The organism is Nitrospira sp. Kam-Ns4a, assembly GCF_965152595.1.
Genome location: NZ_OZ224218.1, coordinates 1,797,194 through 1,821,123, shown reverse-complemented (window position 1 = coordinate 1,821,123; position 23,930 = coordinate 1,797,194). Strand labels below are relative to the sequence as shown.

The 23,930-nt window shown below is 64.3% G+C and carries 27 protein-coding genes; 12 read left to right on the top strand and 15 right to left on the bottom strand.

Features of this window, described 5'->3' with window-relative positions; all coding sequences use genetic code 11:
* Nucleotides 1-21: 21 nt before the first annotated feature.
* From ACWHYQ_RS09075 to ACWHYQ_RS09065, 3 genes are read right to left on the bottom strand one after another with little or no spacing between them, the layout of a single operon-like run.
* Nucleotides 22-357 (bottom strand): DUF5666 domain-containing protein, encoded by a 336-nt coding sequence (locus ACWHYQ_RS09075; RefSeq protein WP_447975368.1) that lies wholly within the window; start codon nucleotides 355-357, stop codon nucleotides 22-24.
* A 24-nt stretch (nucleotides 358-381) separates the two neighbouring features.
* Complete coding sequence (locus tag ACWHYQ_RS09070) at nucleotides 382-1,137, bottom strand: SDR family NAD(P)-dependent oxidoreductase (protein WP_447975367.1); 756 nt, start codon at nucleotides 1,135-1,137, stop codon at nucleotides 382-384.
* Nucleotides 1,124-2,047 carry a tRNA (adenine-N1)-methyltransferase gene (locus ACWHYQ_RS09065; protein WP_447975366.1) on the bottom strand — a complete coding sequence of 308 codons (924 nt, stop codon included), beginning with the start codon at nucleotides 2,045-2,047 and terminating at the stop codon, nucleotides 1,124-1,126. The genes ACWHYQ_RS09070 and ACWHYQ_RS09065 overlap by 14 nt, the downstream gene beginning before the upstream one ends.
* 126 nt (nucleotides 2,048-2,173) lie before the next feature.
* On the opposite strand from ACWHYQ_RS09065, the gene ACWHYQ_RS09060 reads away from it, so the two are divergent.
* The 5 genes from ACWHYQ_RS09060 (at nucleotide 2,174) to ACWHYQ_RS09040 (ending at nucleotide 7,800) form a co-directional block, all read left to right on the top strand.
* Nucleotides 2,174-3,517 carry an NfeD family protein gene (locus ACWHYQ_RS09060; RefSeq protein ID WP_447975365.1) on the top strand — a complete coding sequence of 448 codons (1,344 nt, stop codon included), beginning with the start codon at nucleotides 2,174-2,176 and terminating at the stop codon, nucleotides 3,515-3,517.
* A complete protein-coding gene (locus tag ACWHYQ_RS09055) occupies nucleotides 3,514-4,314 on the top strand; it encodes a slipin family protein (protein ID WP_447975364.1) in 801 nt (266 codons plus the stop codon). Before ACWHYQ_RS09060 ends, ACWHYQ_RS09055 begins: the two co-directional genes overlap by 4 nt.
* Before the next feature lie 31 nt (nucleotides 4,315-4,345).
* Nucleotides 4,346-5,041 carry a potassium channel family protein gene (locus tag ACWHYQ_RS09050; RefSeq protein WP_447975363.1) on the top strand — a complete coding sequence of 232 codons (696 nt, stop codon included), beginning with the start codon at nucleotides 4,346-4,348 and terminating at the stop codon, nucleotides 5,039-5,041.
* A 285-nt stretch (nucleotides 5,042-5,326) separates the two neighbouring features.
* On the top strand, nucleotides 5,327-6,580 hold the full coding sequence (locus ACWHYQ_RS09045; protein ID WP_447975362.1) for a sigma-70 family RNA polymerase sigma factor: 1,254 nt from the start codon (nucleotides 5,327-5,329) through the stop codon (nucleotides 6,578-6,580).
* Between the two features lie 161 nt (nucleotides 6,581-6,741).
* Complete coding sequence (locus ACWHYQ_RS09040; RefSeq protein ID WP_447975361.1) at nucleotides 6,742-7,800, top strand: S1C family serine protease; 1,059 nt, start codon at nucleotides 6,742-6,744, stop codon at nucleotides 7,798-7,800.
* 26 nt (nucleotides 7,801-7,826) lie between these two features.
* Here the strand turns inward: ACWHYQ_RS09040 and ACWHYQ_RS09035 are convergent, their stop codons facing one another.
* Complete coding sequence (locus ACWHYQ_RS09035; RefSeq protein ID WP_447975360.1) at nucleotides 7,827-9,200, bottom strand: IS1380 family transposase; 1,374 nt, start codon at nucleotides 9,198-9,200, stop codon at nucleotides 7,827-7,829.
* A 642-nt stretch (nucleotides 9,201-9,842) separates the two neighbouring features.
* On the opposite strand from ACWHYQ_RS09035, the gene lipB reads away from it, so the two are divergent.
* From lipB to ACWHYQ_RS09015, 4 genes are all read left to right on the top strand, one after another.
* Nucleotides 9,843-10,553 (top strand): lipoyl(octanoyl) transferase LipB, encoded by a 711-nt coding sequence (gene lipB / locus ACWHYQ_RS09030; RefSeq protein ID WP_447975359.1) that lies wholly within the window; start codon nucleotides 9,843-9,845, stop codon nucleotides 10,551-10,553.
* Between the two features lie 52 nt (nucleotides 10,554-10,605).
* Entirely contained in the window at nucleotides 10,606-11,862 is a 1,257-nt protein-coding gene (locus ACWHYQ_RS09025; RefSeq protein ID WP_447975358.1) for a Glu/Leu/Phe/Val family dehydrogenase, read from the top strand.
* A 68-nt stretch (nucleotides 11,863-11,930) separates the two neighbouring features.
* Entirely contained in the window at nucleotides 11,931-12,320 is a 390-nt protein-coding gene (locus ACWHYQ_RS09020) for a hypothetical protein (protein WP_447975357.1), read from the top strand.
* A 31-nt stretch (nucleotides 12,321-12,351) separates the two neighbouring features.
* On the top strand, nucleotides 12,352-12,639 hold the full coding sequence (locus tag ACWHYQ_RS09015; protein WP_447975356.1) for a hypothetical protein: 288 nt from the start codon (nucleotides 12,352-12,354) through the stop codon (nucleotides 12,637-12,639).
* Nucleotides 12,640-12,663: 24 nt separating this feature from the next.
* Here the strand turns inward: ACWHYQ_RS09015 and ACWHYQ_RS09010 are convergent, their stop codons facing one another.
* Complete coding sequence (locus tag ACWHYQ_RS09010; protein WP_447975355.1) at nucleotides 12,664-13,134, bottom strand: group I truncated hemoglobin; 471 nt, start codon at nucleotides 13,132-13,134, stop codon at nucleotides 12,664-12,666.
* A gap of 170 nt (nucleotides 13,135-13,304) precedes the next feature.
* Here ACWHYQ_RS09010 and ACWHYQ_RS09005 point away from each other — a divergent pair, with 170 nt between their 5' ends.
* Nucleotides 13,305-14,258, top strand: a complete 954-nt coding sequence (locus ACWHYQ_RS09005) for a LysR family transcriptional regulator (RefSeq protein ID WP_447975354.1) — start codon at nucleotides 13,305-13,307, stop codon at nucleotides 14,256-14,258.
* Nucleotides 14,259-14,288: 30 nt separating this feature from the next.
* On the opposite strand, the gene ACWHYQ_RS09000 is transcribed toward ACWHYQ_RS09005, so the two are convergent.
* Nucleotides 14,289-14,771, bottom strand: coding sequence for an N-acetyltransferase family protein (locus ACWHYQ_RS09000; RefSeq protein WP_447975353.1), 483 nt, complete (start codon nucleotides 14,769-14,771; stop codon nucleotides 14,289-14,291).
* Nucleotides 14,772-14,997: 226 nt separating this feature from the next.
* Between ACWHYQ_RS09000 and ACWHYQ_RS08995 the strand changes: the two genes are divergently transcribed.
* Complete coding sequence (locus ACWHYQ_RS08995) at nucleotides 14,998-15,537, top strand: hypothetical protein (protein ID WP_447975352.1); 540 nt, start codon at nucleotides 14,998-15,000, stop codon at nucleotides 15,535-15,537.
* Between the two features lie 161 nt (nucleotides 15,538-15,698).
* Here ACWHYQ_RS08995 and ACWHYQ_RS08990 read toward each other — a convergent pair whose 3' ends face one another.
* The 4 genes from ACWHYQ_RS08990 to ACWHYQ_RS08975 all read right to left on the bottom strand — a co-directional run bounded on the left by ACWHYQ_RS08990 (nucleotide 15,699) and on the right by ACWHYQ_RS08975 (nucleotide 18,501).
* Entirely contained in the window at nucleotides 15,699-16,553 is an 855-nt protein-coding gene (locus ACWHYQ_RS08990) for a D-alanyl-D-alanine carboxypeptidase family protein (protein WP_447975351.1), read from the bottom strand.
* 85 nt (nucleotides 16,554-16,638) lie between these two features.
* Nucleotides 16,639-16,818 (bottom strand): hypothetical protein, encoded by a 180-nt coding sequence (locus ACWHYQ_RS08985; protein ID WP_447975350.1) that lies wholly within the window; start codon nucleotides 16,816-16,818, stop codon nucleotides 16,639-16,641.
* Between the two features lie 115 nt (nucleotides 16,819-16,933).
* Entirely contained in the window at nucleotides 16,934-17,134 is a 201-nt protein-coding gene (locus tag ACWHYQ_RS08980) for a hypothetical protein (protein ID WP_447975349.1), read from the bottom strand.
* A gap of 107 nt (nucleotides 17,135-17,241) precedes the next feature.
* The gene (locus ACWHYQ_RS08975) at nucleotides 17,242-18,501 is read right to left on the bottom strand and encodes an FG-GAP repeat domain-containing protein (protein WP_447975348.1); all 1,260 of its coding nucleotides are present in this window, start codon (nucleotides 18,499-18,501) and stop codon (nucleotides 17,242-17,244) included.
* 152 nt (nucleotides 18,502-18,653) lie between these two features.
* Here ACWHYQ_RS08975 and ACWHYQ_RS08970 point away from each other — a divergent pair, with 152 nt between their 5' ends.
* Nucleotides 18,654-18,974, top strand: coding sequence for a hypothetical protein (locus ACWHYQ_RS08970; protein WP_447975347.1), 321 nt, complete (start codon nucleotides 18,654-18,656; stop codon nucleotides 18,972-18,974).
* Nucleotides 18,975-19,170: 196 nt separating this feature from the next.
* Here the strand turns inward: ACWHYQ_RS08970 and ACWHYQ_RS08965 are convergent, their stop codons facing one another.
* The 5 genes from ACWHYQ_RS08965 to ACWHYQ_RS08945 all read right to left on the bottom strand — a co-directional run bounded on the left by ACWHYQ_RS08965 (nucleotide 19,171) and on the right by ACWHYQ_RS08945 (nucleotide 23,876).
* A complete protein-coding gene (locus tag ACWHYQ_RS08965; protein ID WP_447975346.1) occupies nucleotides 19,171-19,842 on the bottom strand; it encodes a hypothetical protein in 672 nt (223 codons plus the stop codon).
* Nucleotides 19,843-19,856: 14 nt separating this feature from the next.
* Nucleotides 19,857-20,849 (bottom strand): PCP reductase family protein, encoded by a 993-nt coding sequence (locus ACWHYQ_RS08960; protein WP_447975345.1) that lies wholly within the window; start codon nucleotides 20,847-20,849, stop codon nucleotides 19,857-19,859.
* 24 nt (nucleotides 20,850-20,873) lie between these two features.
* Entirely contained in the window at nucleotides 20,874-21,152 is a 279-nt protein-coding gene (locus tag ACWHYQ_RS08955; protein ID WP_447975344.1) for an HU family DNA-binding protein, read from the bottom strand.
* Between the two features lie 78 nt (nucleotides 21,153-21,230).
* Nucleotides 21,231-22,127, bottom strand: a complete 897-nt coding sequence (sppA, locus tag ACWHYQ_RS08950) for a signal peptide peptidase SppA (RefSeq protein ID WP_447975343.1) — start codon at nucleotides 22,125-22,127, stop codon at nucleotides 21,231-21,233.
* 30 nt (nucleotides 22,128-22,157) lie between these two features.
* A complete protein-coding gene (locus tag ACWHYQ_RS08945; RefSeq protein WP_447975342.1) occupies nucleotides 22,158-23,876 on the bottom strand; it encodes a 30S ribosomal protein S1 in 1,719 nt (572 codons plus the stop codon).
* Nucleotides 23,877-23,930: the final 54 nt, after the last annotated feature.

Below are 23,930 nucleotides of genomic sequence, written 5' to 3'. Positions count from 1 at the left end.
CGCCGCACCGGCTGCCCTCCCTTATTTCTCCTTGCCCTTGGCGCTGACCTTCTGCGCCAGGTACTGGCTGCCATTGACCACATAAAGCACGGTCACGGTATCGCCATTCTTGAGGGCCTTGAAGGTCGTTCCCTCGAACTGGGTCTTGTCGTCCACGACAAAGGTGAAGCGCGTGCCGCCACCTTGCTTGACTACGGTCAACTTGTTGTAGGCGGGATCCACCTTAAGGACGCTGCCGGTGAACTCGACAGGGCCGCCGGCCAACGCCGCCTGCAGACCAATGAGGGCCAGCCCCAGACAACACAGGGTCCCAATCAGCAGATCCCAACGTCGTGTCTTCCACTGTTCGGGTGCCATGGCTTGCTCCGCATCTCACATTCTTCATTGCGCGGTCATCCCGCCGTCAATCGGGAACAGGCCGCCGGTGACCCAGGCCGACTCGTCGGACGCCAGATAGAGGATGAGCTGCGCCACCTCCTCTGGTTTGCCTGCGCGCCCCTGCGGATAGACGGCGAGCACCTGGGCAAGCCGCTCCGGATCACTCATGAGGGGGGCGGCCATCGGTGTCTCCACGAGCCCAGGACAGACGGCGTTGCAGCGGATGCCCTGCTTGGCATAGTCCACTGCGATACACCGGGTCAGCGCGTTGAGGGCACCCTTGGTCGCGCTGTACGCGGCGGTCAACGGGATGCCAACGAGGCCGGCAATCGAGGACACGTTGATGATCGAGCCGCCACCCGCGTTGAGCATCGCCGGAATCGCGGCGCGGGTCATGCGAAACACCCCGGTGATGTTCGTCGCGAAGAGCTCGTCCCAGGTCGCGTCAGTGGTGTCGTGGAGGGTCATCCCGAAGGCCCCGATCCCCGCGTTGTTCACCAGGACGTCCAGCTTGCCAAAGACCCGGACCGCCTGCGAGACGGCGGACTGGACATGGGTCTCGTCGGCAACGCTCCCTGCCGCTGCGAGGGCTCGCCCCCCGGTGCGTTGAATGTCTTCGGCGACCCGCTCGAGCATGTCTTTCCGCCGGCCGGTGACGACGACGGCGGCGCCCTCGCGGGCGAACAGCCGCGCGACGGCCGCGCCGATGCCGACGCCTCCGCCCGTGATCAAGGCGACTTTTCCGTCAAGTCGCTTCATGGTCCTGGTCCCCTTCGTCGCTCCCAGCGCCCTCATCATCCCTATCCCAAGCCGACGCGTCCGGAAGCGGCACTGGCTCCGCGCGAACGGCCTCGCCGGCCGCGCTCCGCCGCGACCAGAGCCCCGGCTCCACCTTGCGGGCGACTGTGATGAACCCGGAATGGGCCACCATGCGGTGGTCGGGCCGGACGCTCCGCCCCTGAATGTTCCAGGTCCGGAGCAACGTCTCGAAGGTCTGGATGAGCCCGAAGACCGAGGCCCGCTCGAGTGCCTCGACCGTCTGCATCACCTGCGGGACCGTCGGCACGTAGCTCAGGTAGACCCCCCCGGACCGCAGGGCCACCGCGGCGTGAGGCACCACCCGCCAGGGCTCGGGTAGGTCCAGCACGACCCGGTCGAAAGCCCCGTCTCCCGCCTCAGGCTCGATCCCCTCGGTCGCATCCCGCCGGCGCAGCGTGAGGTTGGGGGTTGGGCCGAGGTACCGTTCGATGTTCTTGAGCGCCACCCGGGCAAAATCCTCACGGGGCTCATAGGTCACGACGGTGCCCCGCTCCCCGACCGCGCGCAGCAAGGCCATCGTCAACGCCCCCGACCCGGTGCCTGCCTCAAAGATCCGGGCGCCCGGGTAGATATCGGCCCACATCGCGATGATCGCGAGGTCCTTGGGATAGATCACCTGGGCGCCTCGCGGCATCTTGAGCACGTAGTCGCCGAGCGTCGGGCGCAGGGCGAGCATGCGCTTTCCGCGTGAGAGCGTGACCAGGGATCCGTCCGGCAGGCCGATCAGGGCGTCGTGCGGGATGGTCTCGCCGCTGTATTGGTACACCTCACCGGCCTTGAGCGTGAGGGCGTAGTGGCGCCCCTTCTTGTCCATGAGATGGATGCTTTCGCCGTCACGAAACCGCGTCATCGCGGGCATTCTAGGAGAACCAGGATGCCATTGCAACCAAGCCACCTGTCCCTTCATTCCTTGACAGGGTGGCACCCTGGCCGTATGATCCAACGTATCTCAAGCAGTTCCACGAAGGATTGCGCGATGACACTGGTGGCGCGCGGCCTCGCCGTCTGCGTCCGGCTTTTCCCCGGACTCCGCTTTGTCATCGCTTCGACCTTCCTGCTCGGCGTCACCGCCCAATCTGCAGCGGCGACTCAAGCGGTGGTGCTCGCCACCTACGAAGGGGTGATCAACCCGGTCACGGCGGAATACTTTCACGACGCCCTGGCCTTCGCCGAAGAGCAGCGCGCCCTGGCGCTGATCCTGCGGTTGGACACACCCGGCGGCCTGGACAGCTCCATGCGGCTGATCATCAAGGACATCACGAACTCCCCCATTCCGGTCGTGGTCTACGTGTCGCCGTCGGGCGGTCGCGCCGCCTCGGCCGGCGTGCTCATCACGTTAGCAGCCCACGTCGCCGCCATGGCGCCCGGCACCAACATCGGCGCCGCCCATCCGGTGGCCATGGGCGGCGGCGAGATGGACAAAACGATGAAGGAGAAGATCGAGAACGACATGGTCGCCTACATCAAGTCTATCGCCGAGCAGCGAAAACGGAACGTCGCCTGGGCCGAGGATGCGGTGCGGAAGAGCGTCTCGGTGACGGAAAAGGAGGCGCTCCAGTTGAAGATCATTGACCTGGTCGCGGACGACCTGCCCCAGTTGCTCGACAAGCTGGAGGGCCGGACCGTCGCGGTGGGGACCGGTACCGTGACGCTGCACCTCAAACGCGCGGAGGTCCGCGAGTTCGCGATGGGCTGGCGGCTGGAGATGCTCAAGGCGCTGAGCGACCCCAACATCGCCTATGTCCTCATGACCATCGGGATGATCGGCTTGCTGGCGGAGCTGTACAACCCCGGCGCGATCCTGCCGGGGATCGTCGGGGCCATCAGCCTGATCCTGGCTTTCTACTCGCTCCAGTCGCTTCCCGTCAACTATGCGGGGGTGCTCCTCATCCTGCTGGGGATTATCCTGTTCATTCTGGAGGTGAGCGTCACGAGCTACGGGCTGCTGGCGATTGGCGGGGTGGTCTCGATGATCCTGGGCTCGCTCATGCTGATCAAAGCCGAGGCGCCGTTCCTCAAGATCTCCTGGTCGGTCATCCTTCCGGTTGTCACGCTCGCCGGCGCCTTCAGCCTCTTCGTCGTCGGCATGGCAGTGCGCGCGATGCGCCGCCGGCCTCGGACTGGGAGCGAAGGCATGGTTGGTCTGGTCGGAGTGGCCAAGACCGCGCTGGCCCCGCAGGGCAAGCTACTGGTACATGGGGAGCTGTGGGACGCGATCAGCGAGCAGCCCCTCCAGGCCGGCGAGTATGCGGAAGTCACACGGATTGACGGCTTGAAGCTCTACGTCAAGCCCCTTCCGAAACAGGGGGACGCCCGATGAGCCTGTTGTTCAGCCCTTTAGTCCTTGTAATCCTCGCTGGCCTGCTAGTCGCGATGGGCTTCCACGTGCTGCGCGAGTACGAGCGCGCGGTCGTGTTTCGATTCGGCCGGCTCGCCAGCGGCATCATCGGCGGCAACGGGCCTGGCGTCGTCGTGATCATCCCGTTCATTGACAAGCTGGTGCGGGTGAGCCTGCGGACCGTGGCGATGGACGTGCCGCCGCAGGACGTCATCACCAAGGACAACGTCTCTGTGAAGGTGAACGCGGTGATCTACTTCCGGGTCGTGGACCAGCAGCGGGCCATCGTGGAGGTTGAAGACTACTTGTACGCGACCTCGATGATGGCCCAGACGACGCTCCGGAGCGTGCTGGGGCAGAGCAACCTCGACGACCTCCTGGCCAAGCGTGACGAGATCAACACGCAGCTGCAGCGGATCATTGACGAGCAGACCGAGCCCTGGGGCGTGAAGGTCTCGGCGGTCGAGGTGAAGAACGTTGACCTGCCCCAGGAGATGCAACGCGCGATCGCGCGGCAGGCGGAAGCGGAGCGGGAGCGGCGCTCGAAGATCATCCACGCGGAAGGGGAATACCAGGCCGCGCAGCGCCTCGCCGAAGCGGCCCAGGTGATGGCCCAGCACCCGATGGCCCTGCAGCTCCGGTATCTGCAGACGCTAGTGGAGATCTCCGCGGAGAAGAACTCGACGACGATCTTCCCGGTTCCCATTGACATCCTCACGCCGCTCATGAAGAGTTTTGCGAACCAGGAGCAGGGCCCCGCTCGCCGCGGGACCGAATGACGCCCTGCTACCATAGCACCCGGGGGGATACGTGGCGACCAAGCGGCAATTTGCGGTGATCGGCCTGGGCCGGTTCGGCTACAGCGTCGCAGAAACGCTCGTCAAGAAAGGATGCGAGGTCCTCGCCATTGATCGCGATGAGACCAAGATCCAGGCCATCAGCGACTTGGTGACGTTTGCCGTGCAGTGCGATGCGACTGATGAACGGGCCCTCAAGGCCGTGAGCACCCAGAACGTGGATGTGGCGGTCGTCAGCATCGGGGAGAACATCGAGGCTAGCATCCTCATCGTCCAGACCCTGAAGGAGATGGGGATTAAGTCCATCATTGCCAAGGCGGTCACCAATACCCACGGCAAGATCCTCACGAACCTCGGTGTCAACGAGGTCATCTACCCCGAGCGGGACGCGGCGATCCGGCTGGCCCACCGGCTGGTATCCCCCAAGGTGCTGGAGTACCTGGAGCTCGCCCCTGGCTACAGCATTGAGGAGATTACGGTTCCGGACAAGCTAGCCGGGCTGCGCCTGCAGGAGGCGCGGATCCGCGAGCAGTACCGGCTGAACGTGATCGGGATCAAAAAGCAGGTCACCCGCATGGTGAAGGGGCGCATGGTCAAGGACGAAGTGTTCAACTTCACCCCCTCTCTGGAAGATACCGTGGAGAAGGGGGATGTCCTCGTGGTTATTGGCAAGGAGGAGGATTTGGATCGGTTCAGCAATTTCGAGTAAAAGTCACGGTGTTTCGCTGAGTTGTGATTATTTGCTCCCTTTGACTATTCCCCCTTGATTTTGCGGCCGCCCGATTTATTCTAACTAGACCCAAACCTTCTCGTCTTCTGGTTCACCCTTCCGTCGGTATGGGCCCCTGACGAGGAGCTTCTTCTGACGGCTCGGCTTGGGGCGAATCCTTTGTCTCCTGCCCGACACTAATGAGGGTGTGGGGCTAAGGTGTCTCATGGAGAGGCCGGGGGAGGAGAGGGTTATAGGCGCCGAACGTAAGAAGGCATGGAGATCATGAAAAAAGACTTGCTATTGGACAGCCACGAACGGGAGCAGGCGGTGGCGCTGGAGCTGGAAGCGGATGACTCCGAGGCCAGCGACATCCTTGAGATTATTGAGCAGGGCCCGGCGACGTCGCCCGCCAACCCCGCCAAGCCACACAGGCCGCAGGGCGAGGAACCGGAGGATACCTCGTTGGCGCTGGAGTCTGTCTACTTCCGGTCCTTCGGGGAGCGACCGCTCCTGACCCGCGAAGAGGAGATCGCTCTGGCGAAGCAGATAGACCGGGGCACTCGGACGATCCGCCGACAGGTCCGCGAAGCGATCCGAATTGGGGCCCAGCTCCGGAAGACTGAGGCGCTCAGCCAGACCATCCTGGGCCTCCGCCAGGCGCTGGGCTTGAGCGGCTTTTCGGCGACGGCCCTGGATCGGATTACCACCGGGCTCGACACGCTGATCGCCGAGGCGAGGGCGGCCGGCAAGGCAGGCACTCTGAAGGCCAAGCGCCTGGCCGCGTGTCGCCGCGAGATCGTCGCGGCCCGGGGCGCCTTCGAACACGCCAAGGATGAGTTGGTGCGCTATAACCTCCGCCTGGTGGTGGACATTGCCAAGCATTACACAGGTCGCGGCCTCTCACTGCTCGACCTGGTGCAGGAAGGCAATATCGGTCTCATGAAAGCCACCGAGCGCTACCAGTACCGGAAGGGGTTCAAGTTCAGCACCTATGCCACGTGGTGGATTCGGCAGGGGATCACTCGTGCCCTGGCGGACCAATCCCGAACGATCCGGATTCCCGTCCACTTGACCGAGGCCTCGAACCGGATCCTCCGAACGTCTCGGCGGCTGGTGCAGCAGCTCGGGCGGGAGCCGCGGCCCGAAGAGTTAAGCAAGGCGCTCAAGCTGCGCCCAGGGAAGATCCAGGAAACGTTGCAGGCGTTCCAGGAGCCGATCTCGCTCGAGAACCCGGTGGGTGACGGGGAGACCCTGTTCGGAGAGTTGCTTGCGGACCGCCAGGCGCTTCCTCCGGACTCGCACGTCCACCGTACGGAGATGTCGCGCGAACTGGACCGCATCCTCAGCACCCTCACCCCACGGGAGCAGACAGTAATTCGGTTGCGGTTTGGAATCGGACAGGACGAGCCCTGGACGTTGGAGCAGGTCGGGCAGAACCTGTGCGTCACTCGCGAGCGAATCCGGCAGATCGAGGCGAAAGCTCTCAAGAAGCTCAAATCCCCCGAGGTCATGCAGATGTTCGCGTCGATCAAATAGGAGGCCAGCGGACATGGCCGACCGAGCGGGCGAGGCCTCAAGGTCTCGCCCGTTTTGTTTTCTGGTCAGAAACCTGGGAGTTTTTGCTAAACTTGGCCGGAACCACACGCGGAGAGCAAGCTGTCACAACGAACTCGTTGAAGACCTGGGAGGGGGCCGCGATGTGCGTGACGAGCCAGACCGGCGTGCAAGCGCGACTGGGCCTGGGCCTACTCTTCGGCCTCGGTCTGATGCTGTCCGTCTTCGGCACCGCCACAGCCGAACCTCCGACCCAGCCGGTCAAGGGCAAGACCATGACTGTGGCGGAGGTGGTCGCGGCGGTGAGACCTTCCGTCGTCACGGTCATGACCCGTGGCGTCCCGCCCAACCCCTTCCAGCATCCGTCGCCGCCCGGGTCGGGGTCGGGGATCATTATTGATGCACAGGGGTTTATCTTGACGAACAATCACCTGGTGGAAGGGATCAAGAGCCTGGTGGTCGGGCTCCCCTCTGGCCGGTTGACCCCCGGCCGCGTGATCGGGCGGGATTTTCTGCTCGACCTGGCCCTGATCAAGATCGAGGCCAAGGATCTCGTGCCGGCACGCCTCGGGCGATCCTCGGAGCTTCAGATCGGCGAAACGGTGGTGGCTATCGGCAACCCCTTCGCCCTTAAGGGGGGGTCCACGGTGACTGTCGGCGTCGTCAGCGCCCTCGACCGCGCCATCCTGGCTCCGAATGGTGAGACGCTCTACGATCTGATCCAGACCGATGCGGCGATCAATCCCGGCAACAGCGGAGGCCCGCTCGTGGACCTCTCAGGGCACGTGGTGGGGATCAACGCGGCCGTTGCGCCTGCCGCCCAGGCGATCAGCTACGCCATCTCGATTGACGCCGCCTATCCGAACATCGCCTCCATGATGGTGCGGGGCACTGTGTTGAGGCCGGACCTCGGGTTCGTACCTCTGACGGTGACGCCCAGCATCGCCGCCAGCTTCGACCTGGATGTGGATCGTGGCGTGCTCGCCGTTCAGGTGGCGTCCGTCAAGCTGGCCGCGCAATCTGGCCTTCAGGACGGTGACGTGATCACCGCCATTGACAATACGCCGATCTACAACCTGGGCGACTTCTGGCATCTGTTTCTCCAGTCGAGCGAGTCTCCCGCCAAGCTGTCGGTCTACCGCAAAACCGGGCAGCTTTCTATCACGCTGCCGAGGGTGCCGGCCCCGCAAGTGTCACGCTAGCCAGCTAGCCCTAATCCGAAAATAAATCAGGCCATCAGGGCCTGGGAAATCTTCGTATACAAGGCTTCGGTTGCGGGGTTCTCCGTGATGCGCAGAACGTTCCGATTGTCACTGCGAGTCAGTCGGCCCGCACGATTGATCAGGCGAAACCGCAGCGTGCGCATGCTCTGCAAGACGTACGCGTAGGTCCGCTTGGCCGACCGCGGCTTGGGCGTCGCGATCGTGTGAAGCTGGAAGCCGCGCAGCAGGTTAGGGCCGAGCACACTGAGCTGTTGCCAGGCGCTGTTGGCGCCATAGTGATGCGTCGGCACGACATCGAACGCGAACTCGCCTTTGAGCTCAGCGAGGGTCTTCTCTTGAGCGCCCCGACCAGCCATGAAGTCCCACAGGGCGGCTGCGCTGAGGGCCTTGTTGGTCGTCACCGCCGAGTACTCGAAATGCCCATCATCTGGCGAGAACAGATCGAGCTGGAAGTTCTTCCGCGTCTGATGGCGGACGTGTTTGCGATAGACGACGACCCGCAGCGTGAGGCCCCAGGGCACCAGCGGCAAGCGAGTCTCAAAACAACTGACCTCGTCGGTGACGCGGTCCCAGCGGGAACGGGCGGCCACCAGCGGCTTGAGCTCCACCCAGTCCCAGAACCCCACTTTGATGGCGTACTCGCAGCCCTCCCGCGCCAGCAGCGTCAGGATGTCACGCTGGAAAAACGCCGCATCCATGCGGAATTCGAGCGGCAGGCCCCGCCCGAAGCGGCCGCGCAGGTCGCGGATCACGTCGCGCAGGAAGCTCACCGCACCCCGGCTGTCATGCCCATTGCCCGGCCGGTTCCGCACGCGCAGGATCTGGCCGGTTTGCGCCACGTGCGCCAGCAACGGGTAGTAGCTGGCATCCTTGCGATGATGCGGATTGAAGCCCCGGAAGGCCCACGCCACCGTGCCGCCGGTCCGCACAACAGTGCCATCGAGATCAAGGGTCAGGCGACTCAGCCCCAGGCGCTCAATCTGCTCGTACAGCAGGGCACTGTTCAGCGCGACCAGAGCTTGAAGCGCCTCGTGGGTGAATGGTTTCAGCCAGTTGACCACGGTGCGATCGGACGGCACGCGGGCCAGGCCACAGAGCCGGCGCAGCAGGGGGTCCTGCTCGACGTACCGCCGATGCCCGAGCCGCCGCGCCCCCACCACGAGCAAGGCGATGACCAACAGGACCAGCCGCCCGCAGCCATAATCTCCGTGGACCCCGTAGGCGCTGAACGCCTGGCGGATCCGACGATGCAGCCCGAGCAGGGCACAATACCGGCGCAGCAGTTCCAGGCCACTGTACGACGTCAACTGCTGGTGGACAAATTCGATCCGGAGATCCCCTTTGACAGTGTGCCGCAAGCTTGCTATTCTCAAGCGCATTCCCAGGCCTCCTGTGTTGAGAGTGTTGCATTGGCGTGCACACTCTCTGTACCACACAGGAGGCCTTTTTTCATCAACAATATACGTAAAATCACCCGAATTTTAATTTCGGATTAAGGCTAGGCGACCGCCACAACCCCGCTCATGGAGCACGGCCGCCGCCGGCCGATTCCTGCGCGCAGCAGACCCTTGCCTCATCTGGCAGCCTGTCCGCCAAGAGCGTGATATCCCGGCCTTGGGTCACCGCGAGGATGCCGAAGTAAATCGCCTGCGCGGACTGTGACCAACCGGGCTCCAGGGGTTCCCCTCTGAACGCGGCCTCGGCGGCAAGCAGCTCGTCAAAGGTCAGTGCCCGCCCGCGAGTGGACATCGTACTTGCTCTATCGGCGATCTGTCTTCGTGGTTGAGCGCCCGGTGAGCGGAACCACCCGAGCCAGTCCCGGCCATTGGGGGGAGAAGCCACGGGGCCCGGCCCGATCAATCTCTACAGTGGTCTAAGGAGGTGAGTTCGTTGCCGGCCTGAGGACCCTGTGATATAGTTTTTGCACACCGGCACCGGATCGCCGCGTTGGCGATGCGGTTGTGAGTCTCATGCTTGGACCCACCACGCGACCTCCGACGGGACCGATTCCGGCGCCCACCGTGCGCGCCCGTCGCCCCGCTGCCTTGATGGAATACAGCCAGATTGAGTATGAGACCGCCAGGGCACTCCAGCGCCGTCTGGTCGAGACCCGAGCGGCGGGTTACTGTCCGGACACGCTGCTCCTACTCGAGCACGACCCGGTTTACACGGTTGGGCGGCGGGGGCAGCCCGCCCACTGGCACGGTGAGGCAGTTCCCTCGCACATCGGTGGCCATCCTGTGGTGTGGGTGGAGCGGGGCGGGTCCATCACCTACCATGGACCCGGTCAACTCGTGGGATACCCGATCCTCCGATTGCAGGACTATTGTCCGGGACCGAAGGCCTATGTCTGGAGGCTTGAAGAGACCGTGATCCGGACACTAGAGGAGTGGGGTATCATCGGTCGTCGCAGGGAGGGCCTGCCAGGGGTCTGGGTCGGAGACTCCCAGCCCGCGAAGATCGCGGCGGTGGGGGTCCGGATCGTCCGCGGGATCACGATGCACGGGTTCGCGCTCAACGTGACCGTGGACCTGGAGCCATTCGGCCACATCGTCCCCTGCGGGATCCCGGGCGTGTCGGTCACCTCCATGGCCGCTCTGCTCGGACATTCCGTGGACATGGCCGCTGTTCGCGCTCGGCTGGCCAGTCGGTTTGCAGAAGTCTTCGGGCTAGCCTGGACCGAAGTCACCTTTCTGGACGCGATGGAGACAGACGCCCAGCCGGTCGCCTAAGCTGCCGAGGAGCATCAGGAAATCGTCCTCTCCCACTGGTATGGAGACCATCGTGACCGAATTGGATACCGACACTTATCGACTGGCGGTCGCACAGTTTGATCAGGCCGCAGAATTGATGGACCTCGACCCCAACCTGCGGGAGCGCCTGAAGCTACCCGAGCGCTCGTTGATCGTCAGCGTGCCGATCAGAATGGATGACGGGAGCGTCAAGGTGTTCACCGGCTACCGCGTGCAGCACGATTCGTCGCGCGGGCCATCGAAGGGAGGAATCCGGTACCATCCCTCCGTGAATCTGGGAGAAGTGGCCGCCCTGGCCATGTGGATGACCTGGAAGTGCGCGGTGGCCGGGCTCCCCTACGGGGGCGCGAAGGGTGGGGTGCGTGTCTCGCCCAAAGAGTTGTCGCGTGGCGAGCTGCAACGCCTGACCCGGCGGTACGCGGCCGACATCTTCCCGCTGCTCGGCCCGGACAAGGACGTGCCGGCACCGGATGTCGGGACGAACGCGCAGGTCATGGCCTGGATCATGGACACTTACAGCCAGCAGGTCGGCTACGCGGTGCCCGGCGTCGTGACCGGGAAGCCCCTGTCCATTGGCGGAAGCCTTGGGCGGGAGGATGCCACGGGCCGCGGCGTCGTGTACGTTACCCTGGAGGCGATGCGGCACCTGGGCCTCTCGCTCGACAAAGCGACCGTGGCGGTGCAGGGCTTCGGCAACGTCGGCGCAAACACCGCGCGGATCATGGCCGAGGCGGGTGCCAAGGTGATCGCGGTGAGCGACGTCTCAGGGGGCGTGTACAATGCCAGGGGATTGGACCTGCCCGCGTTGCTGCAGCGCTACCGGGACGAAGGACAGCCGCTCCGCGAGAGCAAAGCGGGAGACTTTATCACGAACGAGGAGCTGTTAGCCCTGGACTGCACCGTGCTGGTGCCAGCGGCGCTTTCCGAGCAGATTACGGCGAAGAATGCGGCTCGCGTCCGCTGCCGCATCCTGGCCGAAGGGGCCAACGGGCCGACGACGCTCGACGCCGATAAGATTCTGGAAGAGAAGGGCGTCTTCATCATCCCCGACATCCTGGCCAACTCCGGCGGCGTGATCGTCTCCTATTTCGAATGGGTGCAGGACGCGCAGCGGTTCTTCTGGAGCGCCAAGGACATTCAGGACCGGCTCTACGAGATTATTACCGCCGCGTTTCAGCGCACCCTGCAATTTTCCCAGACGCATCGAGTCTCCATGCGGATGGCCGCGCTCATGAGCGGCATTGACAAGGTGGCGCAGGCCCATCTGGCTCGCGGCCTGTACCCATAGCCTGAGCGTGGCCTCGGCGACCGCGGCAGGACCGAGACCGCGGCATCGGCCAGCCCGAGGTTCCGGCCATGAAATACGTCCTGGCAGCGATTGCCGGCATTTGGATGGCCGACGGGCTCGCCCTGCTGGTCGCGCCGCGCCACATCGTGACGCGGATGCGGGAAGTCCTCGGCGTCGCCCCCGCCATGCTCCGCTGGGAAGGGGTGGGCGTCCTGCTCGGCCTGCTGCTCCTGATCGGGGCGGAGGGTCTCCAGTACCAGCCGCTCTGGGTGCTGTCTGGCGGGCTCATGGTGGCGAAGGGCCTGCTGTTCACAATCGGGCCGGAGCGGTGGCGCCACGGGATCCTCGAGTGGCTCCTGCATCGGGATGACATCGACTACCGGTTTTTCGGCCTGGCGCTGTGCGCCCTGGCGCTGCTGTTGCTGAACGCACTCGGCTGGCTCGGGACGACGCATTGACCTAGGCCCCGGGCTTACAGGAGGTTGCCACGTGGACTCGATTGCCGCGCTATGGGAGGTCCACCGCAACGCTGGATGGCCCATCTTCACCACGACCAGCGAAGGCGAGTTGATGACCCTCGACACGGTGATCAGCGGCTGCGCGACGTACTTTCTAGACTCGGCCGATGGCCTCGACCGCCAGCGGATAGAGATCCTGGCGGACTGCCTGGCCGACCTGGACACGCTCCTGCCGGATATCCCGGAAGAGGCGGTCGGGTACTTCGAACGACTCCGGACCCTGGCCAGCCTCGTGCTCGACGCTCACCGGCAGCCTTGATCAGCCTCGGGCCAACTTGGTCCCTCACCGCTCGGGAAGCTCCACGATGTCCTTCTGCATGGGGCCTAGCAGGGCCAAGAGTTCCCGCTTTTCCTGCTCCGGGACCTTCAACTTGTCGAGTGCACGGACCAGATCCTCGACCAGGGCATTGAAGTCGCCGGTTGTGATCCTCATACCGGCATGGGCAGCTTTCATATCCCGACCTCGATACCGGCAGGGCCCGCCGGTGGCCTCACAGACTTGGTCCACGAGATGCCCCTTTAACTTCGGGATGTCCACGTTGGCGAAGCGCCCGCTGATGCGCCCGTCCTTCGCGACGTTCGTGACGAATTCGTCCACGACCGCCTGGATCGCCGCCTTGCCCCCGAGCCGGTCATAGAGAGACTGGCTGGTCGCCGGTCCTTCTCCCGCCCGCATCCCTGTACAGCTCAACGTGGCCAGCATCACGGCGGCCGTGATCCAGCCGCTTGCCCTCCTGACTCCTCTGCTGCGCACGGTGCCCTCCCTGTGGTGAGTTCCCCCGCGTCCCACCGCGCCCGTCGCGCGGCGAGTCGCCCTGCGATCGGATCTCCATTGACGAGGGCACTGTACTCGGTTACGATCCATAGGTCCAATACATTGTTTCAATTGATTTAATAAAATTTAGCTATCGCACGGAGGACCCGATGGAGCTCAGGCACCTGCGCTACTTCCTCGCCGTCGCGTCTCACCAGAGTTTTACGCGGGCCGCTGAGGCCTTGCACGTCTCGCAACCTTCTCTGTCCGTCCAGATCGCGGCGCTCGAGGACGAACTCGGCGCCCCACTCTTCGACCGGTTGGGGCGGAAAGTGGCGTTGACCCAGGCCGGCGAGATCCTGCACGCACACGCCGAGCGCCTCTTGCGCGAGGTGGACCATGCCACAGAGGCGATTCACGAGCTGACCAACGGCGCGCGCGGGCGGCTCCAGGTCGGTGCCCTCTCGACCGTCAATTCCTACCTCATCCCGCCGCTGGTCAGCCGGTTCCGGCGGCGGTTCCCGGGGGTGCATCTCCAGATCCACGCGTTGCCGTCCGCGGACATCGTCTCCGCCGTCCTGGCGAGCCGGCTGGACCTGGGCCTCTGCCTGCTCCCGGTCCCGCAGGAGCACGTGGTCGTGTCGCGACTGTTTCAGGAGCGGCTTGTGCTGGTCGCGCCGGCGCAGGTTCGCCTCTTGCGGAACCGGATGCGGATGCGCGAGCTGGCGCAGCTTCCGTTGGTGCTCATGCCGGCGGACTACTGCCTCCGCAAGATGATCGAAGCGGAGTGTGCGGCCGCCGGCGTGCGTCCGCAGGTCTCGGTCGAGATGACGTCCCCGGACGGGATCCTCGAAGCAATCCGTCACGGCGCGGGGTTCACCATTCTTCCGGAGCTCTACGTCCGCCCGCGCCTGCAAGAGGCCGCGCTGCGCGCCATCCCCCTGTATGATCCAGTCCCGCGCCATCCCGTGGGCCTCATCCATCTGGCCGGGCGGCATCTCGGCCTAGCAGCCCGGGAGTTCCTGCGTCTCTGCCGAACCGTTCTCGCCGAGCTGCAGCTCGAACCGGAGGGCTCCGGCGACACCCTTCCCGCGGGGCCGGCCGTGGTGGCTCAGTCTCGGTAGGTGACACCGCCGATTGGACGGACCGGCCGGTCAGGAGGCTCGCGGCCCTGGCACGGCCGGCTCGAGGTACTTGGCGAAGCAGATGAGGTCGAGCTTGTGATAATGTCGGGGAAGGATCGTCTCCGGCTCATAGCCCAGGGACAGGAAGAGGTGGACATTGCGGGCCGTCCGCAGCATCGTGCAGGCGTAGAGCTTGTGTGCGCCGGAAGCCCTCCGTTCGACCTCCTGCAGCAGGGCTTTGCCGATCCCACGACCCTGCCGCACGGGATCCACCGAGAGGAGACGAATGACGCAGACGCCAGCTACGGTCCAGAACCGGACCGAGCCTGCGATCGTGTCGTCCAGGGTCGCCACCAGGATGGCCTTCTCCCGCGCGTCCGCCGCGAGACTTTCCAGCGTCTCCGTGGTCCACGCGCTGACCTCGTAGACGTTGGCGTACTCGGAAAAGGCGTCCCGCTGAATCCTGAGAATGTCAGGGAAATCCCGCTCCGTGGCGGACCTGATCGTCAGCATCACCCTCCGTCTTCATGCGCTTCATACGGCCTTCGCGCTGGCCCGCCGGCGCCCGCTCACGGCAATCCCACAGTCTGCACGGAGCACCCCCCACGCGCACCGCAGGCCGTTGCCTTGCAACTTCACCCAGCCTCGGCTACAATGGCGCCGTTTTTTTACCCGACTTCCTTTGGCCTCGTCCCGGCTCTTGCGCTGGAGGCTCGGCCACCAGCTTAGGGAGGATCCGATGCACGCACGACGGTGGGTGGTCTGGCTGCGATCGTTCGCATCCGCACTGATGCTTTCCGGCTGGTTGGCTGCCGCGGCCGGAGCCGAGCCGTATGAGCTGACGAAGAACGACGTGATGGATCCCAAAGCGATCAAGAGCACCGAGATTTCCCTGTACGGCGTCAAACTGGGGGATCCAGAATCCAAGGCCACCGATGTCCTGGTGAATGAGAAGATCCCCGGAGTTAAGGCGGAGCAGGAAGGGACCTTCATCCTGTTGCTGGACCAGCGGAAGCCCACCGGGCCCATGGCCGGCGTGCGGTTGATGGATGGCAAGGTGGACCTCATCTTCATCAATAATCGCTTTGCCTTTAAGGCGCGCGGGATCTTTCGCAACGTCCTGAACAGCGAGAGTCCCGAGGAGATCCGCAAGCTCTTGGGGAAAGAAGACTTCGGCGACGAAAACGTCATGGGCGCCGCGATGACCTACGAGAAGCAGGGCTTCCTCGTGAACTACCTCGGAAAAGACATCAACGTCGAGTTCACCCTCCCGCACTGACCGCGGGCCCGACGCCCGACCGCAATGAGAAGCCGCCGCTGACACCGCGCAGAAGGGCCGACGGTCTCGTTCCATCCTGGTTGCCACACAGGGTCCGCTCCGTATGAGGGCCCGCTAACTCAACGCCCCGGTCACGGCGCCCGAAGGCGTCCGCCTGGCGCTTACCGCATGACGTTGGCGGTCTGGTCGAGGGTCTGCAAGCCGTAGTTGATGAGGTGCATCGCCGAGTTCCAGCGACGATTGGCGTGAAGAAGCACTAGCAGCAGTTCCTTCCCGTCCTGCGAGACCTTGGCGACAAGGCACCGCCCGGCTTGCGAGGTAAAGCCGGTCTTGACGCCCTCGACGCCGGGCACCGCGCCGAGCAGGCGGTTGGTGTTCCGGAGAAGGTACGACCGGTTGGCGTTGACGGCGCTGATCACCTCGTACTTCTCGCGGACAAAGGCGCGGAAGACGGGGTCCTGCAGGGCTTTCTCGGTGAGCTTGGCCAGGTCGGCCGCGGTTGAATAGTGGGTGGGGGCATCGAATCCGCACGCGTTGCTGAAGTGCGTGTCCTGGAGCCCCATCGCCGCCGCCTTCCGGTTCATCAATGCGACGAAGCCCTCCTCTGAGCCACCGACATGCTCCGCGGCAGCCAGGCAAGCATCGTTCGCGGAGGTGATGAGCATCGCCTTGAGGAGATCCTCCAGGCGGAACACCTGCCCGGCTCGCAGCCGGAGGCGGATCCTGGGCGCGGCCGCCGCCTTCCGGCTCACCGTGACGTAGTCGTGCAAGTGGCCTTCTTCCAGGATGACCAGGGCTGACATGATCTTGGTGAGGCTGGCGGGGGAAAGGCGCCGATCAGACATGAATTCGTAGATCGTCCGGCCGGTCCTGAGATCTTTCAGCAAGATACCGTGGGCCCAAGCCCGAGGACCCAACAGCTTGTGGGCGGGCGGCTTCACGGGGAGCTGCGACTCCGCCTGGGCGAGCGAGGACCAGCCCAGGCCAGCGGCCAGGAGGCAGGCGAGCAGGCCCAATGCGACGGCGCTCCGGCCGTGGCAGCCGGTGAGCCGGCGGAGCCACCCGGGCGGACCGCACGACGAGGAGGCCGCCGGACTGCAGTCAGAGCGTGAGCGTTTCACGGACCTTGGCGCCCCGGACTCCACTATCAATCACCCTGTGAAAGAATCTGAGCAGATCCGCGAGATCCAGCCAAAAGCCGCAGTTGAGGCAACGGGCGTAGAGCCGCCGGTTCACGAGCGTGTAGTGCCGCTCCACCATCATGAAGCCCTTGCATTTCAAACAATGCATGCCCGCCCCAGCTCTGCAGCGATCGATCTTGGTCTTTCCTGCGCGGCCCAGACCAGGGAGGCTTCTACTCCTTCGCTCGCGCCGCTGTCAAGCCATTTGTGCGCCGTCACCTGAGGCGATTCATAATCAGCGCCAGGCACCCGGCGAGCAGCCCTCCGCCCGCGATGGTGATAGTGAAGGTGAGCAGGGCTTGGGTGCTCCCCGCCGGATGACTGGCGTAGACCAGGTCACGGACACCGCCCTGTACCATTAGCACCGAGAGGGTGGTGAGCGACCCGATGCCAAACCACCAGAGGAATGTCCTCACCCTTACTGGTCCTTCGAAGCGGCAGCCATCGTCTGCGGCAGGACTTGATGAAGATATCGGCCACTCTAGCCCAGAGATGAAGGACTGTCAAGAAACAAGCGGCCCGATTACGACGAGGCGGGCGACCCACCCGCTGGCGCTTTGATCCCCCGATGGAGAAAAATCGTGACACTCCCGCTGCCGTTGTCAGCGACCGCCAGGCCCGGCTCGCTCCTGTCATTCGTCCGGAGGTGGAGCGTGGCCATGGCGAAGGGACCGGCCTTGGTCCGGTAGTTGATCGGAGGGTAGCGAAACGTGCCGTCTCCGCGGCCGTACAGGATCGAGAGGTTATTCGACTGGATGTTGGCGATGGCTACGTCGGTCAGATGGTCCCCGTTGAAATCCCGAGCGACACCGAAGACCGGCCCCGCATCGGCGCCAGACTCCTTGCCTTCCTGGAACGTCCCGTCGCCTTTCCCCAGGAACACGGTGAACGTATCCCGCTCCCCGTTGATCACGAGCAAGTCGGTCAGGTGGTCGTTGTTGAAATCAGCGAAAGCCACGTTCAGCGGGCGCTTCCCGGTTCGATAGTCGGTCGGCCCCTGGAACGTCCCGTCACCCCTGCCGAGCCAGATGGACACCGCGCTGCTCATGGGTCCGCCGTTGGTCACGGCGATGTCGAGTTTGCCGTCCCGATTCAGATCGCTGATCGCCAGAGACGTTGGCGTATCGCCGAACTCGTACTGGGGCCCCTCGCGAAAGGTCCCGTCGCCGTTCCCGAGAAGCACGCGTACCTTATCGTTTCGCAACGCGACCACGAGATCCGCTTTCCCGTCCCCGTTGACATCGCCCGCAGCAATCGAGACGGGGGTACGGTGGACGGAGTACCGGTGCCCGACCCGAAACGTGCCTCCCTGGACTCCGAAAAAGACTGCGACCTGGTCACTGCCGGAACACGCCACGGCCGCGTCGGTGAGTCCATCAGCGTTGTAGTCTTCCAAGGCAAGCGCGCGCGGCTCTTTGCCCGCCTCGATGGCAATCTGCTCTCGAAACGTGCCGTCGCCGTTGCCGAAGAGGACCGACAACGTATTGTTGCCGATGTTCGTGGTCACCAGATCGGTGAACTCGTCCCCGTTGAGGTCCGCGGTCGTGACAGAAGTGGGGTTCTTCCCCACAGGGTAGCTGGCGAACAGATAGAGGAGATCGGGCGGCTGGTAGGGGTCTTTTTGCGAGCATCCGCCGAAGGCACAGGCGAGCGCGGCGGCCGCGAGCAGTGCGCCTCCGGCGCCGGCCCGGAGACGCCTCGGACGACCCAGCGCGTTCACCGTCCCTGCCCGGCAGATGTTCGGGATCGCCGTGCATTGCACGGTGCGAGGTCGTGCAGGCATGTCATTCGTCGCATCCCGGCCAAGAACGTAGTATACAGAGGCGCAGCGCACTTTCGCAATCGCCCGGGTCTCAGCGGGGCCGCCCCGGTCTTGCCTCTGGCAGTCCGGCGCAGCGGTACGGTAGAATAGGCGCCCACGCGAAGGAGGGACCAATGGCCGAAAAGGTGAAGATCGAGCTGACTATGTATGGGATCGCGGAGGTCTTGAAATGGTGCCTGGACAAAAACAAGGGGCGGATCCCAGGCACCGACACCGAGGGCTTCAAGACCATGCAGGCGCTGCTCGCCGGAAAGCCGCAGACCGCCGACTATTACGTGCTCGATCAGTTCTGGAAGAAGAAAGTCGTCTTGGAGCTGACGGAAGAAGAGATTCAGACGATTGACCGGTGCCTCTACGACATCCCCAACTTCGAGAACGCCCCACTGCCCCAGATTCGACACAAATTTTGGCCGAAGCAGACCCTCTCGAAGTAAGCCCCGCGGACGCCGTCTCCGGCAGGCAAGAGCCGAGGCGGCGTCTCCTTGGAACACCGCGAAAAGTCAAGCTGACTCACGGCCGCGGCGACGGACCTGCCTGGGCTTGCACCGATGAGGACTCCCATGATTTAGTGAAGCGGTGGAGGTGTTTGCTTTGGTTGTGCCCCAAAGTAACTGACGTCTCCTCATCCTCCTAGGGAGACGTCCCTCCACCACTTTTCTCCTGCCGCGCGGTCGTTCCTGCCCCTGCGTCTGCTTCCCGTTCTTTCGCCAAGGCGCGGTTCGCCGTCCCGGGCAGCTCCCCGCCGCCCAGCTCCGCCGCCAAACGCCCCTGGCAGAACTGCGTAACGCCATCCGATTCCGCATCCGGGTCTTGTCCGTCCCAGAAGACGTGATGGACGTTCCAGTGGATGACGGGGTAGAGCAGAAGCCCTGGGCCCGTGATCAACACAGCGCGAGCCTGCGACAGGATCTCTTCCTCCTCCTGTCTGGTGCGGACCCGGTCGTAGACGCGTTCGTACCACGCCAGCGTCGTCCGGTGCCGGGCTTTCGCCTCGACCAAGCGACGGTAGGCCTCCTGCACGGCCCGGCGGGCCTCCTCGGAGGAAGTCTGGGCATCGGTGAACGAATCGCTCCCGCGGGCAGGCCGGAGCGCGCCGGCTCCAGGACCCGGCTCCTTGGCAGCCTCACTCCGATCGAGGACCCGCTCCGCCGCGCGCCAGGCCGCCTCCAGCTCATCCAGCTCTTGGTGCGCCCCGAGGAACTCTGGGGTCAGGCTGGCCAGGCAACGTCCGTCCCGCTTGAGCCCCGTGGCGCAACCGGCAAGGGAGAGGAGCAGGAGCAATAGGAGGGCAAGCGTCTTCACCGGATGGCCGGGCCCTACAGCGGCCCTTCGCCTCGCAGATACTTCCGGAATCGCTCCATGAGCTCTTCGCCGAGCACGCCCACCTCCGGCTTCTTTTTCATGTATTCGCGGATCTCCGCCAGGCGTTTCTCGGCCTGCTCGTTGCCCTGAAGCCGTTTGACCTTCGCCATGGCGTCTTCGAACGCGTCGAAGGTCAGCTCCCGGTACCCGAAACTCCGGATCCGTTTGACCGCCTTCATCATCGCTTCGTTCCGGAACTGCGTAAGGTGCTCGGAGTCAATCTCCTTGAGCCCCATTTTTCTGGCCCGGCGCTCGGCGGCCTTGCGGATCCCGCTGCGCACGAAATCCGGGGAGGTCTGGAGTCGCTTCCAGGCTTCGTCAGTCCACGTGATCTGCTCTGGGGGGGCCTCCCAGACGGCGAGGAACGCTGCCTTGTCAATGCGGCTGAGCCCCCGCTCCCGCGCCAGATCCTCCGTGTCCCGTTGCAGCATGTCCAGGACGAACTCCATCGCGATCGGTGGAGCTTCCCGCACCTTGTTCTGGAGCAAGGCTCGGGCCTCGTCGGTCCACTCCATCGGCGGGCTGGGGCGCTCCTGGAGATCACCCAGCGCTTCGACCTTTTCGAAGAGATCGACGTTGACTTCCAGATGGCCGTCCTTGAGCGCCAGCTCTTCAGCGATTTGCTTGATCATACCGCGCATGAACTCCGGCACTGTCTCGAGCCGCTCCCGTGCGGCGGCCGTCCAGGGGAGCTGGCCCTTGGCCATCTGGCCCGCCGCGACGGCCAGGCCGGCCTCGCCGCCCATGCGGCCCATCATCTGGCTCTTGAACTGATCGAGGATCTCCTCCGTAATCTCCGCGTACCCCAACTCGCGCGCCTTCTTTTCGGCCAGCCGCTTGACCATGCCGCGCAGGAACGCGGGCGCGCGCTCTATGCGCTTCAGCGCGCCTTCAGTCCAAGTGACGGCGGCAACGGCGGGTTCCTCGTTTCGATCAAACATCTCCATTGGATGGCTCCCCGGCACACGAGCCTATTTGTTGAGCAGCTCCTTCAACTCCTTGCCCGCTTTGAAGAAAGGCACCTTCTTGGCGGGCACGCTCACGGTGGCGCCGGTTTTGGGATTGCGGCCTTCCTTCATGCGGCGGGAGCGCAGCCGGAAGCTGCCGAACCCCCTGATCTCGGTCTTGTCCCCCTTTTGCAGGGAGTTACGGATGGAGTTGAAGATCGTATTGACGACGACCTCTGCCTGCCGCTTCGTGAGCGTCGTGACCTGCTCCGCGACACGTTCGATGATCTGTGCTTTCGTCATCCCTTCTTCCTCCTTGCCCAGCCGCGAGCTGGGGGTGGCGCCGGGTCCTGCTTCGGTGCAGGCTTGACCAGGCCGGCTTCAGAACGCCATGAGGTATTTCAGACTCACACCTGTTTGGAAATTCAGCCGGTGGAGCGGGCCGAAGAGCTTGCTCTCCAAGAGCTCCCGGATCGAGAATCGGCGCCGCGGCTCGACCACCTTGGGCTCCCCTTCGATCCCACCCAGATCCGCCGCCACCCGGATGGCCTCGTCCAGATCACCCAAGTCGTCAACCAGGTTGGCTTCCTTCGCCTGGCGCCCCGTGAAGATGCGCCCGTCAGCCAGGGGGCGCACCTTGGCGATATCGAGCGCCCGCCCCTCCGCGACCGCTTCGATGAACTGCCCGTGGACGTCGTCCAGGACCGACTGCAGGATCTGCCGCTCGTCCTCGCTCATCTTTCGGAAGGGCGACCCGAGGTCCTTGTGCGGCCCGCTCTTGACGACCACGCTCTCCACGCCAATCTTCTGAAGCAGACCTTCCAGGTTGGCCAGCTCCATGATGACCCCGATGCTCCCTGTCAATGTCCCGGGGTTCGCGACGATGTGGTCGGTCGCGACCGCGATGTAGTACCCCCCGGACGCGGCGACGGTGCCCATCGAGGCCACCACGACCTTGTTGTGCTTCGCCCGGACCCGCTTGACTGCGTCGTGGATCTCCTGGGACGGCACGACGCCCCCGCCGGGGCTGTCAATCCGCAGCACGATAGCCTTGACGGAGGGACTGTCCGCGAATCGCTTCAGGTCGCCCACCGTCTGCTCAGCATCCAGGATCACGCCTTCCACCCGGATCAACGCAACGCGATCGCCTGGGATGAGGTCCAGATCGGGAAAGATGGCGCTGACCAGATAGACCAACGCCAACCCGATCACGAGTGTCCACAGAATGAACCGCCACGGCCGTCGCCGCCGTCCCTTCTCCGATGCATCCTCGCTCATGGGCTTCCCATCCCGTCCCGCTCCCCGGTTCTAGGACTCCTCGGACTCCGCGTCGCCGCGCCGCTTGGTCTTCTTCGCCGCCCGGCCCAGGCTCTGATCCAGGGCCCCCTGAGTCGCGTGGAACTCCTCCACCTGCTTGCGCTCGGAGTCCATCTGGTACTCGCGGAGGCTCAGCGCGATCTTGCGCTCCTCGCGGTCCACCTTGATGATCTTGGCATGGACTTCGTCCTGCAGCTTGAACTTCTCTTCCAGACGGGTGTGTGGCTCGAGGCCGGTCTCGCTGATATGAATGAGCCCTTCCACGCCGCCCTCCAGTTCGACGAAGACCCCGAAGTCAGTGATCTTCATGACCTTGCCGACGGTCTCCGCGCCGACGCGGTACCGTAGTGGAATCACGTCCTCCCAGGGGTCCCGCGTGAGCTGCTTGTACCCGAGGGACAGCCGCTCCTTCTCCTTGTCAATGCGGAGGACCACCGCCTCGACCTTCTGTCCCTTCTTGAACAGCTCCGAGGGGTGCTTGATGTGCTTGGTCCAGGACATGTCGGAGATGTGAATGAGTCCGTCAATCCCCTCGTCCAACCCGATGAAGGCGCCGAAGTCGGTCAGGCTCTTCACCTTGCCCTCGATGCGAGTGCCGGGCGGATACTTCGCTTCGACCGTATCCCAGGGGTTCGGCGCCGTCTGCTTCATGCCCAGGGAAATCTTGCGGTTGTTCGGATCCACGTTCAGGACCTGCGCCTCCACCTGGTCCCCCACCGAGACCAGCCGCGACGGATGGCGGACTTCGTGCGTCCAGGACATCTCGGAGACATGCACGAGCCCCTCGACGCCTGGCTCCAGCTCCACGAAGGCCCCGTAGTCGGTGAGACTGACGACGCGGCCGCGGACCCGCGAGCCTACGGGATACTTGCTCGCGACGTTGGTCCAGGGATCCGGGCTCTTCTGCTTGAGGCCCAGGGAGATGCGGCCGGTGTCGCGGTCGTACTTGAGCACCATGACCTCGACCTTGTCGCCGACCACGAACAGCTCGGAGGGATGCCCGACTCGGCCCCAGGACATGTCGGTGATATGCAGCAGGCCGTCAATGCCGCCCAGGTCAATGAAGGCGCCGTACTCGGTGATGTTCTTGACCGAGCCCTGGATCAGTTGGCCTTCCTTCAGGGTTGCCAGCGTGGTCTGCCGCCGCTTGTCGCGCGTCTCTTCGAGCAGCACCCGCCGCGACACCACGACGTTGCCCCGCCGGTGGTTGATCTTGATGATCCGGAGAGGGAACGTCTTCCCGATCAACGCATCGAGATCCCGAACCGGGTGCAGGTCAATCTGCGAACCGGGGAGGAAGGCCTTGACGCCGATGTCCACCATCATCCCGCCCTTGATGCGCGAGAGGATGCGGCCCTCGACGGTCTTCTCCTCCTTGTAGGCCCGCTCCAGCTCCTCCCAGACCTTCATCTTGTCCGCTTTTTCCTTGGACAGGACGAGGTTGCCTTCCGCATCCTCCCGCTCCTCGATGTAGACCATGACGCGGTCATTCACCTTCAGGTGCTGCAGCTCCTCGGCCGAGAACTGCTCCGCGGGAATGACGCCCTCGGACTTGTACCCGATGTCCACGATCACCTTGTCCTTGCCCGCGGCGATGACGCGCCCTTCAATGATCGTGCCCTCCTCGAAGTTCCGGAAGGTCTCATCGTACAGCGCGGCCAGGGCGCCTCGGTCCAGCAACTCGTCTGTCTGCTTCGATCCTATATTCATGCGTGCGATCCTTCTGTCTGGCTCATGTCCGACCCAGGTCGGGTGCTGATGGTT